This is a genomic window from Kitasatospora sp. NPDC059795 (genome assembly GCF_042732175.1).
Classification (GTDB): domain Bacteria; phylum Actinomycetota; class Actinomycetes; order Streptomycetales; family Streptomycetaceae; genus Kitasatospora.
On record NZ_JBHWID010000013.1, the window covers coordinates 79,377 to 93,811 of the forward strand.

13 protein-coding genes are annotated in these 14,435 nt (G+C 72.0%); 7 read left to right on the forward strand and 6 right to left on the reverse strand.

The window, feature by feature from the left end:
* The 3 genes from ACFV4P_RS25045 to ACFV4P_RS25055 form a co-directional block, all read right to left on the reverse strand.
* The gene (locus ACFV4P_RS25045) at positions 1-504 is read right to left on the reverse strand and encodes a SigE family RNA polymerase sigma factor (RefSeq protein ID WP_380474681.1); all 504 of its coding nucleotides are present in this window, start codon (positions 502-504) and stop codon (positions 1-3) included.
* A 142-nt stretch (positions 505-646) separates the two neighbouring features.
* Positions 647-1,606, reverse strand: a complete 960-nt coding sequence (locus tag ACFV4P_RS25050) for a pirin family protein (protein WP_380474683.1) — start codon at positions 1,604-1,606, stop codon at positions 647-649.
* A gap of 124 nt (positions 1,607-1,730) precedes the next feature.
* Complete coding sequence (locus ACFV4P_RS25055; protein WP_043915454.1) at positions 1,731-2,219, reverse strand: SseB family protein; 489 nt, start codon at positions 2,217-2,219, stop codon at positions 1,731-1,733.
* A 212-nt stretch (positions 2,220-2,431) separates the two neighbouring features.
* Here ACFV4P_RS25055 and ACFV4P_RS25060 point away from each other — a divergent pair, with 212 nt between their 5' ends.
* Together ACFV4P_RS25060 and ACFV4P_RS25065 are read left to right on the forward strand one after the other, a co-directional pair.
* Complete coding sequence (locus ACFV4P_RS25060; RefSeq protein ID WP_380474685.1) at positions 2,432-4,261, forward strand: acyl-CoA dehydrogenase; 1,830 nt, start codon at positions 2,432-2,434, stop codon at positions 4,259-4,261.
* A gap of 204 nt (positions 4,262-4,465) precedes the next feature.
* Positions 4,466-5,767 carry a M18 family aminopeptidase gene (locus tag ACFV4P_RS25065; protein ID WP_380474687.1) on the forward strand — a complete coding sequence of 434 codons (1,302 nt, stop codon included), beginning with the start codon at positions 4,466-4,468 and terminating at the stop codon, positions 5,765-5,767.
* Between the two features lie 123 nt (positions 5,768-5,890).
* Here ACFV4P_RS25065 and ACFV4P_RS25070 read toward each other — a convergent pair whose 3' ends face one another.
* The 3 genes from ACFV4P_RS25070 to ACFV4P_RS25080 form a co-directional block, all read right to left on the reverse strand.
* Positions 5,891-7,711, reverse strand: a complete 1,821-nt coding sequence (locus ACFV4P_RS25070) for an NHL domain-containing thioredoxin family protein (RefSeq protein ID WP_380474689.1) — start codon at positions 7,709-7,711, stop codon at positions 5,891-5,893.
* 47 nt (positions 7,712-7,758) lie between these two features.
* Entirely contained in the window at positions 7,759-8,760 is a 1,002-nt protein-coding gene (locus tag ACFV4P_RS25075) for a Fic family protein (protein WP_380474691.1), read from the reverse strand.
* Positions 8,761-8,903: 143 nt separating this feature from the next.
* Positions 8,904-9,356: a helix-turn-helix domain-containing protein gene (locus ACFV4P_RS25080; RefSeq protein ID WP_380474693.1), complete on the reverse strand. Its 453-nt coding sequence runs from the start codon at positions 9,354-9,356 to the stop codon at positions 8,904-8,906.
* Positions 9,357-9,647: 291 nt separating this feature from the next.
* Here ACFV4P_RS25080 and ACFV4P_RS25085 point away from each other — a divergent pair, with 291 nt between their 5' ends.
* From ACFV4P_RS25085 to ACFV4P_RS25105, 5 genes are all read left to right on the forward strand, one after another.
* Positions 9,648-10,001 carry a beta/gamma crystallin domain-containing protein gene (locus tag ACFV4P_RS25085; RefSeq protein ID WP_380474695.1) on the forward strand — a complete coding sequence of 118 codons (354 nt, stop codon included), beginning with the start codon at positions 9,648-9,650 and terminating at the stop codon, positions 9,999-10,001.
* 83 nt (positions 10,002-10,084) lie between these two features.
* Positions 10,085-11,011, forward strand: a complete 927-nt coding sequence (locus tag ACFV4P_RS25090; protein WP_380474696.1) for a hypothetical protein — start codon at positions 10,085-10,087, stop codon at positions 11,009-11,011.
* Between the two features lie 65 nt (positions 11,012-11,076).
* A complete protein-coding gene (locus ACFV4P_RS25095) occupies positions 11,077-12,480 on the forward strand; it encodes a peptidoglycan-binding protein (RefSeq protein ID WP_380474698.1) in 1,404 nt (467 codons plus the stop codon).
* Positions 12,477-13,178, forward strand: coding sequence for an ABC transporter ATP-binding protein (locus tag ACFV4P_RS25100; RefSeq protein ID WP_380474700.1), 702 nt, complete (start codon positions 12,477-12,479; stop codon positions 13,176-13,178). The genes ACFV4P_RS25095 and ACFV4P_RS25100 overlap by 4 nt, the downstream gene beginning before the upstream one ends.
* Positions 13,178-14,428, forward strand: a complete 1,251-nt coding sequence (locus tag ACFV4P_RS25105; RefSeq protein ID WP_380474702.1) for an ABC transporter permease — start codon at positions 13,178-13,180, stop codon at positions 14,426-14,428. The genes ACFV4P_RS25100 and ACFV4P_RS25105 overlap by 1 nt, the downstream gene beginning before the upstream one ends.
* Positions 14,429-14,435 lie beyond the last annotated feature (7 nt).

Consider the following 14,435-nt stretch of genomic DNA (forward strand, 5'->3'; position numbering starts at 1 on the left):
TCACACCGGCGTGTAAGGGCTCGACTCGCCGAGCTGTTCGCGGAGCCTGGCCAGGGCGCGCGAACACTGGCTCTTGACGGTGCCGGTGCTGCACCCGAGCAGCTCGGCCACCGTCTCCACGCTCAGGTCCTCCCAGTACCGCAGGACGACCATCGCCCTTGCCCTCGACGGCAGTTGGGCCAGCGCGGTGAGCAGCGTCACCCGCAGATCGGCGTCCCCGTGACGGGACTCCTCGGGCGAGCCCACCAGCGACCCGAGCCGGCGGGCCAGCGACCACTTGCGCTGCTCCGCCAGGAACGTGCGGGTCAGAACGGTCCGGGCATAGGCGTCGAGGTTCTCCATCCGCGAGGCCCGCCGCCAGTGCGCGAACAGCTTGGCGAGCGTGGCCTGGGCCAGGTCCTCGGCCCGGTGCGGATCCCCGCACAGCAGGTACGCCGTCCGGTACAGCCGCCGCGTCCGCGCGTTCGCGTACTCCTCGAAGCTCAACTCGTCCTGTCCGCGCATCCACCCCTCCTGGCTCGCGTCTCTCACCCGTCCTCAATGCGCGAGCCCGGCGAAAGGTTGAGCCCGAATTTCCCGGACACGAAAAAACCCGCGCCCACCGTCCGAGGACGGTGGGCGCGGGTTCGGGGGGAGCGGAGGGCGGTCAGTTCTCGTCGGCCGGGATGGTGCCGAGGCGGCCGGCCTGGAAGTCCTCCATGGCCTGCTGGAGTTCGCGGTGGCTGTTCATCACGAACGGGCCGTAGTGGGCGACGGGCTCGCGGATCGGCAGGCCGCCGAGGAGGACGACCTCGAAGCTGTTGTCGCGGGAGTCCTGCTTCTCGTCGGCGCGCAGGGTGATCGAGTCGCCGTCGCCGAAGACGACGGCCTGGCCCCGGTGGAAGGGGCGGTGCTCGGTGCCGGCCGAGCCGTTGCCGGCGAGGCCGTAGGCGAGGGCGTTGAAGTCGGAGCGCCAGGGCAGGGTGATCTGGGCGCCGGGGCTGACCGAGGCGTGGATCATGGTGATCGGGGTGAAGGTGGTGCCCGGGCCCTGGTGACCGCCCAGCTCACCGGCGATGACGCGCAGCAGGGCGCCGCCGTCCTCGGTGCTGAGCAGCTTGACGCTGCCGGCGCGGATGTCCTGGTACTTCGGGGTGATCATCTTGTCCGAGGCGGGCAGGTTGACCCACAGCTGGAGGCCGTGGAACAGGCCGCCGGACTGCACCAGGGACTCCGGCGGGGTCTCGATGTGCAGGAGGCCGGAGCCGGCGGTCATCCACTGGGTGTCGCCGTCGGTGATGGTGCCGCCGCCGCCGTGGGAGTCCCGGTGGATGAAGGTCCCGTCGATGATGTAGGTGACGGTCTCGAAGCCGCGGTGCGGATGCCAAGGGGTCCCCTTCGGCTCCCCGGCCGCATAGTCCACCTCGCCCATCTGGTCCATCATGATGAACGGGTCGAGGTACTTCTGGTTGATCTTGGCGAAGGCACGGCGGACGGGGAAGCCCTCGCCCTCGTAGCCCTCGGGGGCGGTGGCCACGGTGAGGACCGGCCGGGCGGTGCTGTGCACCGGGTCGGGCGTGGTCACGCGCGGCAGGGTCAGCGGGTTCTCGACGGTCACGGCGGGCATGTCGGCCTCCTTCGGCGGGTCTGTGGCCTACGTCCACCACAGTAGTTCAACTCTCAACCACTCGCAAGGTTGAACGTTGAACTATTCGGGTGTATTCCGGCCGGGGAAGGGGCGGAAGGAGGGGTCAGCCGTACATCCGGCGCATGGTGAAGTCGACCATCTGCTCGACCGCGCGGGCGTCGAACACCATCCGGTGCTCGCCCTCCATGTCCAGGGCGAAGCCGTAGCCGGTGGGCAGCAGGTCGAGCACCTCGGCGCCGGTGACCGAGAAGTGCTTGGAGTCCTTGCCGGCGTACCGCTTCAGCTCCTTCAACGAGCTGAACATCGGGATCACCGGCGTCGGGGTGTTGTGCAGCGCCAGGAAGCCGGGGCGGTCGCCGCGCGGGCAGTAGACCTTCGAGGTGATGAAGATGGCCTGGAAGTCCTCCACCGGCATCGCCCCCGTGGTGAAGGCGCGCACGGCGTCCGCCAGCGAGGGCGGCGAGGGCTCGGGGTAGAGCGACTGCTGGGCGGCCTGCGGGTCGCCGTACCCGGCGCCGGGCATGCCGGACATTCCCTGCTGCATCTGCTGCTGATAGGGATCCTGGTAGGCGCTCTGCTCGTAGCCGTACACGGGGACAAGGCTATCGGGCCGGACCCCGCTTGGGGGCGGGTGATCCGCACAATCCGGCGGCGGGCCGCATTGTGGGACGTGACCACGTTCATAGGTGGTTCACGGCGGAGGGGTTGAACAAGTTACCGCTGGGTAGCATCATGGGGCGTACTGGTGGGTAAGCGGTGCGCCGTAAGCGGCTCGCCCGTGGAAGACGAACCGGAGAAACGGTCATGGGTCACTACAAGTCCAACCTGCGGGACGTGGAGTTCAACCTCTTCGAGGTGTTCGGCCGCGACCAGGTGTACGGCACCGGTCCGTTCGCCGACATGGACGTCGACACCGCGAAGAACATCCTCAGCGAGATCTCCCGGCTGGCCGAGAACGACCTGGCCGCCTCCTTCACCGACACCGACCGCAACCCGCCGGTGTTCGACCCGACGACCAACACCGCTCCGGTCCCGGAGACCTTCAAGAAGAGCTACCAGGCCTTCATGGACTCCGAGTGGTGGCGCCTGGGCATCCCGGAGGGCATCGGCGGCCAGGTCACCCCGTCGTCCCTGGTGTGGGCCTACGCGGAGCAGATCCTCGGCTCCAACCCGGCGATCTGGATGTACTCCTCCGGCCCGGCGTTCGCCGGCGTCGTCTACGACGAGGGCACCGAGGAGCAGCAGAAGGTCGCCCAGCGCATGATCGACGGCCTGTGGGGCGCCACCATGGTGCTGACCGAGCCCGACGCGGGCTCCGACGTCGGCGCCGGCCGCACCAAGGCGATCAAGCAGGAGGACGGCTCCTGGCACATCGAGGGCGTCAAGCGCTTCATCACCTCGGGCGAGCACGACATGTCCGAGAACATCATCCACCTGGTGCTGGCCCGCCCCGAGGGCGGCAAGCCCGGCACCAAGGGCCTCGGCCTGTACATCGTGCCGAAGTACGACTTCGACTGGGAGACCGGCGAGCTCGGCGAGCGCAACGGCGCCTACGCCACCAACGTCGAGCACAAGATGGGCCTCAAGGCCTCCAACACCTGCGAGATGACCTTCGGCGCCAAGCACCCCGCCAAGGGCTGGCTGCTCGGCGAGACCGTCGACGGCATCCGCCAGATGTTCAAGATCATCGAGTTCGCCCGGATGATGGTCGGCACGAAGGCCATCGCCACCCTGTCCACCGGCTACCTGAACGCGCTGGAGTACGCCAAGGAGCGCGTGCAGGGCGCCGACATCGCGCAGTTCATGGACAAGACCGCGCCGCGCGTCACCATCACCCACCACCCGGACGTGCGCCGCTCGCTGCTCACCCAGAAGGCGTACGCCGAGGGCATGCGCGCCCTGGTCCTCTACACCGCCTCGGTGCAGGACGACATGCTGGCCGCCCGCCTGCGCGGCGAGCACGACGCCGCCGCCGAGCGCCTGAACGACCTGCTGCTGCCGATCGTCAAGGGCTACGGCTCGGAGAAGTCCTACGAGCAGCTCGCCCAGTCCCTGCAGACCTTCGGTGGCTCCGGCTACCTGCAGGAGTACCCGATCGAGCAGTACATCCGGGACGCCAAGATCGACACCCTGTACGAGGGCACCACCGCCATCCAGGGCCAGGACTTCTTCTTCCGGAAGATCGTCAAGGACGGCGGCCAGGCGCTGACCGCGGTCAACGAGCAGATCCAGAAGTTCCTGGCGTCCAACGAGGGCGGCGAGGCCCTGGCCGGCGAGCGCGACCTGCTCGCCAAGGCCGCCGGCGACCTGGAGGCCATCGTCGGCAAGCTGATCGCCGACCTGACGGCCGTCGAGCAGGACGTCAGGAACATGTACAAGGTGGGCCAGAACACCACCCGCCTGCTGATGGTCTCCGGCGACGTCGTGGTCGGCTGGCTGCTGCTGCGCCAGGCCGCCGTCGCGCTGGCCAAGCTGGAGGCGGGCGCGTCCGAGAAGGACGTCGCCTTCTACCAGGGCAAGGTCGCCGCGGCCAAGCACTTCGCCCGCACCGTGCTGCCGACCACCGCCGCGCAGCGCCAGATCGCCGAGGCCATCGACAACGAGCTGATGGACCTCGCCGAGGAGGCGTTCTGATCCGGCGGTGACACCGACTGCCTGACCCACCCTCACACCGCGGGGCCCGGTTCACCACCGGGCCCCGCGGCGTTGTATCGCGCCATGCTCACTGTTGTGTCACCGTTGCGGACTTCACACGGTCCTGTCCGTGTACGGGCATATGCTCAGGGGGCGGGCCTGTTAACCCCCATCAGGCCCGGCCGCCCTCAACCCAGGAGCAACATGTCGACCGCCGCCCGCACGGCCCACTTCGACCGGAAGCACACGGACGACCTGATCGCCTTCCTCGCCGCGTCCCCCTCCCCGTACCACGCGGTGCAGAGCGCGGTCGAGCGGCTGGAGCGGGTCGGCTTCCGTGAGGTCCGCGAGTCGGACGCCTGGGACGGCGGCAGCGGCGGCCGCTACCTGGTGCGCGGCGGCGCGCTGATCGCCTGGTACGTCCCCGAGGGCGCGGGCCCCGCCACCCCCTACCGGGTGGTCGGCACCCACACCGACTCGCCGAACCTGCGGGTCAAGCCCATCCCCGACACCGGCTCGGCCGGCTGGCGGCAGATCGCCGTGGAGATCTACGGCGGCGTCCCGCTCAACACCTGGCTCGACCGCGACCTCGGCCTCTCCGGCCGGCTCGTCCTGCGCGACGGCACCACCCGCCTGGTCCACTTCGACGAGCCGCTGCTGCGCGTCCCGCAGCTCGCCATCCACCTCGACCGCAGCGTCAACGACGGCCTCAAGCTCGACCGCCAGCGCCACCTCACGCCGATCTGGGGACTCGGCGACACCACCGAGGGCGCGCTGCTCGACTACGTCGCCGGGAAGGCCGGCCTCGACGCCGCCGACATCCTCGGCTGGGACCTGATGGCCCACGACGTCCAGCCGCCGTCCTACCTCGGCCGCGACCGCGAACTGCTGGCCGGCCCGCGCCTGGACAACCAGCTGTCCGTGCACGCCGCCACCGCCGCGCTCGCCGCCGTCGCCGAGGCCGGCGGCGACCTGCCGTGCATCCCGGTGCTCGCCGCGTTCGACCACGAGGAGACCGGCAGCGAGTCCGACACCGGCGCGCAGAGCCCGCTCCTCGGCAACGTGCTGGAACGCTCCTGCTACGCCCGCGGCGGCACCGCCGAGGACCGCGCCCGCGCCCTGGCCGGCACCATCTGCCTCTCCTCCGACATGGGGCACGCCGTCCACCCCAACTACAGCGAGCGCCACGAGCCGGGCCACCACCCGCTGCCCAACGGCGGCCCGATCCTCAAGGTCAACGTCAACAACCGGTACGCCACCGACGGCATCGGGCGGGCCGTGTTCGCCGCCGCCTGCGAGAAGGCCGGCGTCCCGTGGCAGACCTTCGTCTCCAACAACGCGATGCCCTGCGGCACCACCATCGGCCCGATCACCGCGGCCCGCCTCGGCATCACCACCGTCGACTGCGGCATCGCGGCGCTGTCCATGCACTCCGCCCGCGAGCTCTGCGGCGCCGAGGACCCGCACCACCTGGCGGGGGCCATCAAGGCGTTCCTGGAGGGCTGAGCCCGGGCCGGGGGACGCACCGCAGGAGGAACTGCGCGAGGCGGAAGGCGTGATCGTCCTCCGACTTCGCGCAGTCCCAACGGCGCAGTCCCCAACGGCAGTGGCCCCCTGGCGGCGCGCGTTCTACTCCATGCCCGCCAGCACGAGCGGCAGCCGCGTCGCGCCGCCCGGCACCACCTTCACCGGGACGCCCCAGTCCTGCTGGTGGACGTGGCAGGCCGGGTACTCGATCGACGGGTCGTCGTCGCAGGACGCGGCCATCGCGGAGACGTGCAGCACGCCCTCCGTCACGCCGTCCGCGAGGACCAGCTCGCGGGAGAGCGCGGTGTCCGCGCCCGCGCCGGAGGCCAGCAGGCCGGGCGGGGTGGAGCTGACCAGCAGGCGGGTGGACGGGCCGTAGCGCTCGTCCAGCTTCTGGCCGGTCGGCGCCGCGAAGACCACGTCCAACTGCAGGACGCCCGGGGCGACTTCGGTGGCGGCGCGGCGGGTGCGGTGCGCGACGGCCTCCACCCGGACGGCCTCCTCGGGCAGCCGCAGGCGGGTCAGCCGGTGCCGGGCGGACTCCACCACCACGATGTCCCCGTCCACCACCACCGCGCCGGACGGCTCGCGCAGGTCGGTGGCCAGCGTGGAGACCTCGCCGCTCGCCGGATCGTAGCGGCGCAGCGCGTGGTTGTACGTGTCGCTGACCGCGACCGAGCCGTCCGGGAGCACGGTGACGCCCAACGGGTGCTGGAACAGGGCCTGTTCGGCCGCGCCGTCGCGGTGGCCGAAGTCGAACAGACCGGTGCCGACGGCGGTGTGCACCCGGTGGTCGCCGCGGGTGACCCAGCGCAGCGCGGAGGTCTCCGAGTCGGCGACCCAGAGCCGTTCGCCGTCCGCCGAGACCGCCAGGCCGGACGGCTGGGCGAACCACGCCTCCGGCGCCGGGCCGTCGACCAGGCCTTCATTGGTGGTGCCGGCCGCGACCGCGACCGTGCCGGCCGCCGGGTCGAAGGACCACAGCTGGTGCACGCCGGCCATCGCGATCCACACCGTGCCGTCGAAGAACGCGACATCCCACGGCGAGGACACGTCGACGTCGGTGGCCGCCCCGGAGGTCGGCGAGCCCTGCCACCACTGGCGGCCGGTGCCGGCCAGCGTGGTCACCGTGCCGTCGGACAGTCGCACGCCGCGCAGCGCGTGGTTGACGGTGTCCGCCACCACCACGTCGTAGCCGAGGTCGAGGCCCGCCGGGACGAGCGCCAGGCCCTGCGGCTCACTGAACCGCGGCTCGGCGCCGTCCACCAGGCCGCGCACCCCGTCGCCGATCCGCCGGACCACGGTCTCGCCGTCCTCGGCCAGCTCCACCAGCGCGTGGTGCCCCGAATCCGCGACCAGGAAGTGCCCGTCCGGCAGCCGCACCGCCTTGCCCGGGAACCGCAGGTCGCCCGCCTGCGGCTCCGGCGCCACGTACGGCCCGTCGCCGCGCCGCAGCGTCCCCTTCGCCGCGTGCTCCGCCTCCAGCTCCTCCACCAGCTTGGCGATCGCGTGCGCATGCCCCTCGCCCGCGTGCTGCGCGACCACATACCCCTCGGGGTCGATCACCACCAGCGTCGGCCAGGCCCGCACCGCGTACTGCTTCCACGTCGCCAGCTCCGGGTCGTCCAGCACGGGATGGTGCACCTCGTACCGGGCCACCGCGTCCACCACCGCCCGGTGGTCCGCCTCATGCACGAACTTCGGCGAGTGGACGCCGACGATCACCACGGTGTCGCGGTGCTTCTCCTCCAACTCCCGGAGCTCGTCCAGGACATGGAGGCAGTTGACACAGCAGAACGTCCAAAAATCCGCGATCACGATCTTGCCGCGGAAGTCCGCCAGCGTCAGATCCTTGCCACCTGTGTTGAGCCATCCACCGGCGCCGACCAGCTCGGGGGCGCGGACACGTGCACGAGAAGCCATGGCCCCATCAAACCCCATCGGGCTGGGGGAGCAGTCCGCTCCTGCGCTCAGACGCCGTCGGACTTGGGCCTGCGTTGGTGCTTGCCGGCCTTGTAGGCGGCTACGGACTTCCGGGACGAGCGCCACACCCCGTCCGGCCCCTGCACGGCGTTGAGCCGACCCCGCTGGGCCGCCTGCCGCAGTGCGGCCAGGGAGTGCTCGGCATCGACGAGCGCCGCAAGCGGAACCAGTCGTGCGGGGCCGGCCACGTTCGGGACGATGAAGCGGTTGAGGTTGTCCTCCATGGCCCGGGCGATCAGCTCGCCGAGGGCTCCGTAGTCACCCGCGTCTGCGCGACGCAGGGCGGCCAGGTAGGCCTCCCGCTGCCTCTTGAGGATGATGATCGGCGGATAACCCAGGCGGACGAGAACGAGGTTCATCACCAGACGCCCTGTTCGCCCGTTGCCGTCGAGGAACGGATGAATGCGTTCGAACCGGTTGTGGATCTCGGCCAAGACCTCCGGGAGTGGTCGGCCCAGTTCCTCACCGTTCTCGATCTGCTTGCCGAAGACGCAGACCTCGCCGACCCACTGCTCGACGTGAGCAGGAAGGAGTGGCCACTTCGGAGGCGTCATGCCCTCCGCGAACGGGTGGATGTCGTGCTCCCGGAAGTTACCGGGGCCCTCCTTGTCGGTGGCTTCCGGATGAGGTGCGACATTCCAGACCGGCGACATGGCGACGTAATGGATGTGGCGGACCTCGCCGAGCGTGATCAGCCGTCCGTCATGCCATGCGTCCGGATCAAGGGCTTGCCCGTAGACCCAACGGGCAGCATCCGCGTAGCCCTGAACCTCGTTGTACTCCCTCAGCGGCTTGGCACCGACAGCTCGACCCTGGTCGAGCAGCGCCTCGACTTCGCGAAGGACGAGGGTGTTGCCTTCGAGTGCAGTCGAGTGGTGCGCTTCCTGGTGCCAGATGTCGTCCCAGATCTCCTGGGCCTCCCGGGGGCTGGGCAGCCCGCCGAAGCGCTCGTTCAGCTCTGCCAGGGCCCCGCCCAGCCGCTGATACACCGTGCTGCGACTGGGCCTGCCCCTGCCTGCCATGAGCTTCCTCCCCAAGAGTTGATATATGCCTGCGATGGCTAATTGAACTTATCAACTCAGGGCGGGGGCCTCTGCCCGGTCGCCTCGGTGTCACTCTGAGGGGCGATCTTTCAGGCGGTGGTGGCCAGGGAGTCGAGGTGGCGGGCGAGGTCGGCGAGGCGGAGGTCGGGTTCGGTGGCGAGGACGGCGCCGGCCAGGCGGGCGGCGGCGGGGGAACCGGAGCAGGCGCGGATCAGGGCGGTGCGGACGGCGGGGTCCCAGGTGTGGGGGTCGACGCCGCCGATGGTTTCGAGCAGGAGCAGGACCTCGGGGTCGGAGAGCTGTCCCTCGGGTGCGGGGGCGGTGGTGGCGGCGGTCATCGCGGCGGCCTTCGGGCCGTCCAGGGCGAGGGCGAGGACGATGCGCTGGACGGAGTCGGGGCGGGGGCGGCTGAGGCCGCGTTCGAGGTTGCCGATGGCGCGGGCGCTGAGGCCGGACCGTTCGGCGAGTGCCTCCTGGCTGAGCGCGCGGTCCTTGCGGAATCGGCGCAGCAGCTGACCGAACTGCTTCTCGTGCTTGTGCATCAGCCCCCCGGCCCGTACGGCTCGTGCCAAGGATAGGTAAACCGGAGGTTTGTTGACGGTTGGTCAAAGCAGCGGAGGCGTACGTCACATCGGAAGCGGACGCGGGCCGGAACTTCCTGGCGACGGGGCCGGGTTTCGGGTCAGGATCGTTTCGGCACGACCCGCCGCCGGTGGGCCGTGCTGCGGGTGGCCCTGCCGTGCAGGGCAGGACCACCACGCGTGAACTGCCTTGCACCACAGCACAGTCATCAGCCGAGCCCATGGCACGAACGCAAGGAGTCGAACCCCATCATGGCACTTCGCAAGCGCATAACGGCCCTGGCACTGACCGGCGCCGCCGTTCTCGGACTCGGGGTGGCCACGGCCGGTCCCGCGGCCGCGATCTACCGGGTGGACACCTCCACCTGCAACGCGCACGACGACTTTTTCACGCTCTGGAACTACCCGCCGAAGGTCTGCTTCGCCGAGAACGGCGCGGTCAACGTGGCGATCTACGAGGTGTACCGGGTCGACTCGGGCAACAACAGCGGGTACTTCTCGGGCTCCGCGAGCGGTTCCACCTTCGGGGTGTACTTCTCCGCCTTCAAGCAGTACGGCGGTCAGGGCACCAGCACCGTTTCGTACATCAACATCACCGGCCGCTGAGTCCCCGGGGCGGCGGGCGAGGGTGCCCGCCGCCCCCGGGTCGGCGCCACCGGACCGTCCGGCGGGTGAGAGGGAGAGTTTCTGTGTCCAGCAGAGTGCGGGGTCTGGCCCTGGGCGTGATCGCGGTGAGCCTGGCCGCCTGCGGCAGTTCGGGCGGGCATCCGGCCGAGGCCGCGCCGCCGGCCCTCGGGGCCGTCCCGACCATCACCGAGCCGGGGCAGGTCGCGCTCCCCACCGACGCCTACCTGGTGACGCCCGCGCAGATCACGGACATCATCCGGGCGCAGGACCTGGTCACCGCCCAGTGCATGGCCGAGTACGGGCTCACCGGCCGTCCGACCGCGCTGTTCGGTCTGGACGAGGTGCTCTCCGACCGGGCCACCCGCAGCCTGGTCTACGGGTACTTCGACGTGGCGAACGCCGGTGCCAAGGGGTACGCGACCGGTGGCATCCAGCAGCTGCCCACCGGCGGGGACGCCGCGGGCGGCGGCTCCGACCAGGACCAGATCGCGCTCAGCGGGGCCGACCCGAGGACCGGGCAGGCCGTCACCACCCTCGCGGGCAAGCCGCTGCCGGCGGGCGGCTGTCAGCAGAAGGGCCGGGACGCCCTCGGCGGCTCCACCCCGGCGCCCAGCGTCGGCGACCTGCCGGACGGCGGCCCGAAGGTGCCGGTGACCGATCCCCGGCTGGTCGAGGCCTTCGCCACGTGGTCGGCGTGCATGAAGGAGAAGGGCTTCGACTACAAGGAGCCCGTCAACGCGATCGGCGACCAGGCCTGGCGCCGGTCCGGCGGTGCGGGGCCGAGCCAGCAGGAGATCGCCACCGCCACCGCCGACGTGGCCTGCAAGGTCGCCAACAACACGGTCGGCGTCGCGGTGGCCGTCCAGACGGCGTACGCCAACCAGTACATCGAGTCCCACACGGCGAAGCTGACGGCCTACCGGCAGCGGATCGACGACATGCTGCGCAAGGCCGCCGAGCTCGCCGCCGCGACCCCGGCCAAGAGCTGAACGGCGTTGTCCGTAGCATAAAGTGACGAGGCGTCAGGCGGGACGGATCCAGGGGAGGGGCGCTGGTGATCCGCAGGAAGGGTGATCCGGAGGGCGCGGAGCCGGTGTCGCGGGCTGCCCGTCGGCAGCGGGTGGTGCTGGTCGTCGCGGTGGTGTCGGCGGTGGTGTCCACCGGCGGCCTGGCCGCGGCGACGCTGGTGAAGTCGCCCGCGGAGCGGGCCGCGCAGACCGCGCCGCCGCCGCGCACCCTGCTGACGGCGCCGGTGGTCAGCCGGGTGCTGAGCCCGTCCACGGCGGCCCGGGCCGCCGTCTACCCGCCGACTCAGTACAACGTGCTGCCGACCGCGGCCTCGGCGGAGGTGACCCAGCTGTACCTGTCCCGGCTGAACGTGAAGCCCGGGGACCGGCTCGCCGCCGGGCAGCTGCTGGCCGAGGTCTCGGGGCAGCCGCTGTACGTGCTCAAGGGCGCGGTGCCCGCCTACCGGGACTTGAAGCCCGGCTCCAGCGGGCCCGACGTGGCCGAACTCCAGGACGCCCTGCGCGAGGTGGGCCACTCCTCCGGCTCGGACCGGAAGGGCGAGTTCGGTCCGGGGACGCAGCGCGCGGTCGCCGAGTTCTACCGGGCGCTCGGCTACCAGGCGCCGACCACCGGCAAGGAGACCCGGCAGGCGGTCGACACCGCGAAGAAGGCCGTCGAGACCGACCAGCGGACGCTGGACTCCCTCCCCGCCCAGGACCCCCAACTCGCGGCGGCCAAACGCCGGTTGGCGGACGATCGGGAGGCGCTCGGGCGGGCCGAGGCGGCCGACGGGACGATGCTGCCCGCCGCCCACGTGGTGTTCCTCCCCGCCCTCCCGGCCACCGTGACGGCCGTCAACGCCTCGGTCGGGCTGCCGGTCTCCGGCACCCTGCTGAGCATCACCGGCGGCGGACTGGCCGTCACCGGCCAGCTGACCGCCGCCCAGGCGCCCGCGGTCAAGGCCGGCATGCCGGTCGAGATCCTCGACGAGGCCACCGGCCGCAGGTACCCGGCCGTCGTCGGCGAGGTCGGCGCACCGACCAGCACCGCCCCCGCCGGCCGGGTCGTCCCGATCGGCGGCGCCGCCCCCGCCGCCCAGAACCCCGCCCCCGCCGGACCGGGCGCCAACCCCAACCAGGGCCAGGGAGCGGGGAGTTCGTACACCCCGGTGACGGTCCTGCCGAAGGACCCGCTGCCCGCCGAGCTGAACGGCCGCAACGTCCGCATCACCATCGTCAGGGAGACCGCCGAACAGGCCGTGACGGCCGTCCCCGTCACAGCCATCAGCACCGACGCCTCCGGCCGGACCAGCGTCACCGTGGTCGCCGCCGACGGGCAGCGCACCACCGTGCCGGTGACCACCGGCGTCAGCGCGGACGGCATGGTCGGGGTGGCGCCGGTCGACGGCGGCGCGCTGAAGGCCGGGGACCAGGTGGTGGTCGGCCGATGAGCGAACCGCCCGTCATCCGCCTCACCGGGCTGGGCCGCACCTTCGGCGGACGGCCGCCGGTCACCGCCCTGCACCCCGCCGACCTGGTGGTCCGCCGCGGCGAGTACCTGTCGGTGACCGGCCCGTCCGGCTCCGGCAAGTCCACCCTGCTGCACCTGCTCGGCCTGCTCGACACCCCCACCGGGGGCCGCTACGAACTGGACGGCATCGACACCGGCACGCTGCACGACCGGGACCGATCCACGCTGCGCGGCCGGCGGATCGGGTTCGTCTTCCAGTCCTTCCACCTGCTGCCGCACCGCACGGCCGCCGAGAACGTCGCGCTGGCGCAGGTCTACCACCGGGTGCCGCGGGCCCGCCGGGACGAGGCCGCGCAGGCGGCGCTGCGGCAGGTCGGCCTGGCGCACCGGACCGGCGCACTGCCCGGCACCATGTCCGGCGGCGAGCGCCAACGGGTGGCGATCGCACGGGCGTTGGTCAACGAGCCGAGCCTGCTGCTGTGCGACGAACCGACCGGCAACCTGGACTCCGCCAACGCGGCCGCCGTGCTCGCCCAGTTCGACGAACTGCACGCCCGCGGCTACACCCTGGTGGTGATCACCCACGACCCGGCGGTCGCGGCCCGGGCCGGCCGCCGGGTGGCGATCCGCGACGGGGTGCTGAGCGAGAGCGAAACGGGAGCCGGGGTGGTGTGCTGATGCCGCGCAGCGTCCTGCCCGATCCGGCCACCCGCCTGGGCCTGCGCGAACTGTGCGCCGAGGCGCTCGCCGGCATCCTGCAGCGCCCCGGCCGCTCCGTCCTGACGATGCTCGGCACGGTGCTCGGCATCGGCGCGTTCGTCGCGGTGCTCGGTCTGACCGCCACCGCGTCCGGCCAGATCGGCGCCCGGTTCGATCTCACCAGGGCCACCACCGTGCAGGTCTCCGACCGCCCCCGGGCGGACGCCGGCCCCCCGGGCGGCAACCCTCCGATCGGCTTCCCCGCCGACGCCGACCGGCGGATGGGCCGGATCGACGGCGTCGAGGCCGCCGGCGTCTGGTGGTCCGTCCCCGGCAACCCCCGGCTCTCCGCCCGCCCGGCCGACGGCACCCCGGGCGTCACCGGCATCGGCCTGTACGCGGCCACCCCCGGCGCGGTGCGGGCGATGGACCCGACCGTGGTCAGCGGCACCACCCCCGACGCCTTCCTCGAAGCCACCGCCCAGCCCGTGGTGCTGCTCAGCGAGGCCGCCGCCACCCGGCTCGGCGTGAGCCGGCTCGACGACCGGCCGGCCGTCTTCATCGACGACCTGCCGTACACCGTGATCGGCATCTACTCGGACGTCCGGCGGCAGCCCGCGACGCTGCTCGGGGCGATCGTCCCCGCCGCCACCGCGCTCGAACGCTTCGGCAACCCGTCCGCCGAGGCCGACCGCAGCGCCCAGGGCCTGATCGCCACCCGGGTCGGCGCGGCCGGCCGGGTCGCCGAACAGGTCGCCGTCGCGCTGCGGCCGGACGCCCCCGACGCCTTCGCCGTCCAGCCGCCGCCCGACCCGCACAGCCTGCGCGACACGGTGACCTCCGACCTGACCGGCCTGTTCCTCGCGCTGGCGGCGATCTGCCTGCTGGTCGGCGCGGTCGGCATCGCCAACACCACGCTGGTGGCGGTGCTGGAACGGACCGAGGAGATCGGCCTGCGCCGGGCCCTCGGCGCCCGGACCCGGCACATCGCCGCCCAGTTCCTCACCGAGTCCACCGTGCTGGGCACCCTGGGCGGCCTGATCGGCACCAGCTTCGGCGTGCTCACCGTGCTGGGCGTCGCCGCCGCCAAGGACTGGACCGCCGTCCTGCAGCCCGCCGCGACCCTCCCCGCCCCGCTGATCGGCACCGCGGTCGGCCTGCTGGCCGGCCTCTACCCGTCCCTGCGGGCCGCCCGCACCGACCCGCTGAAGGCCCTGCGCAGCGGCTGACCGGCGC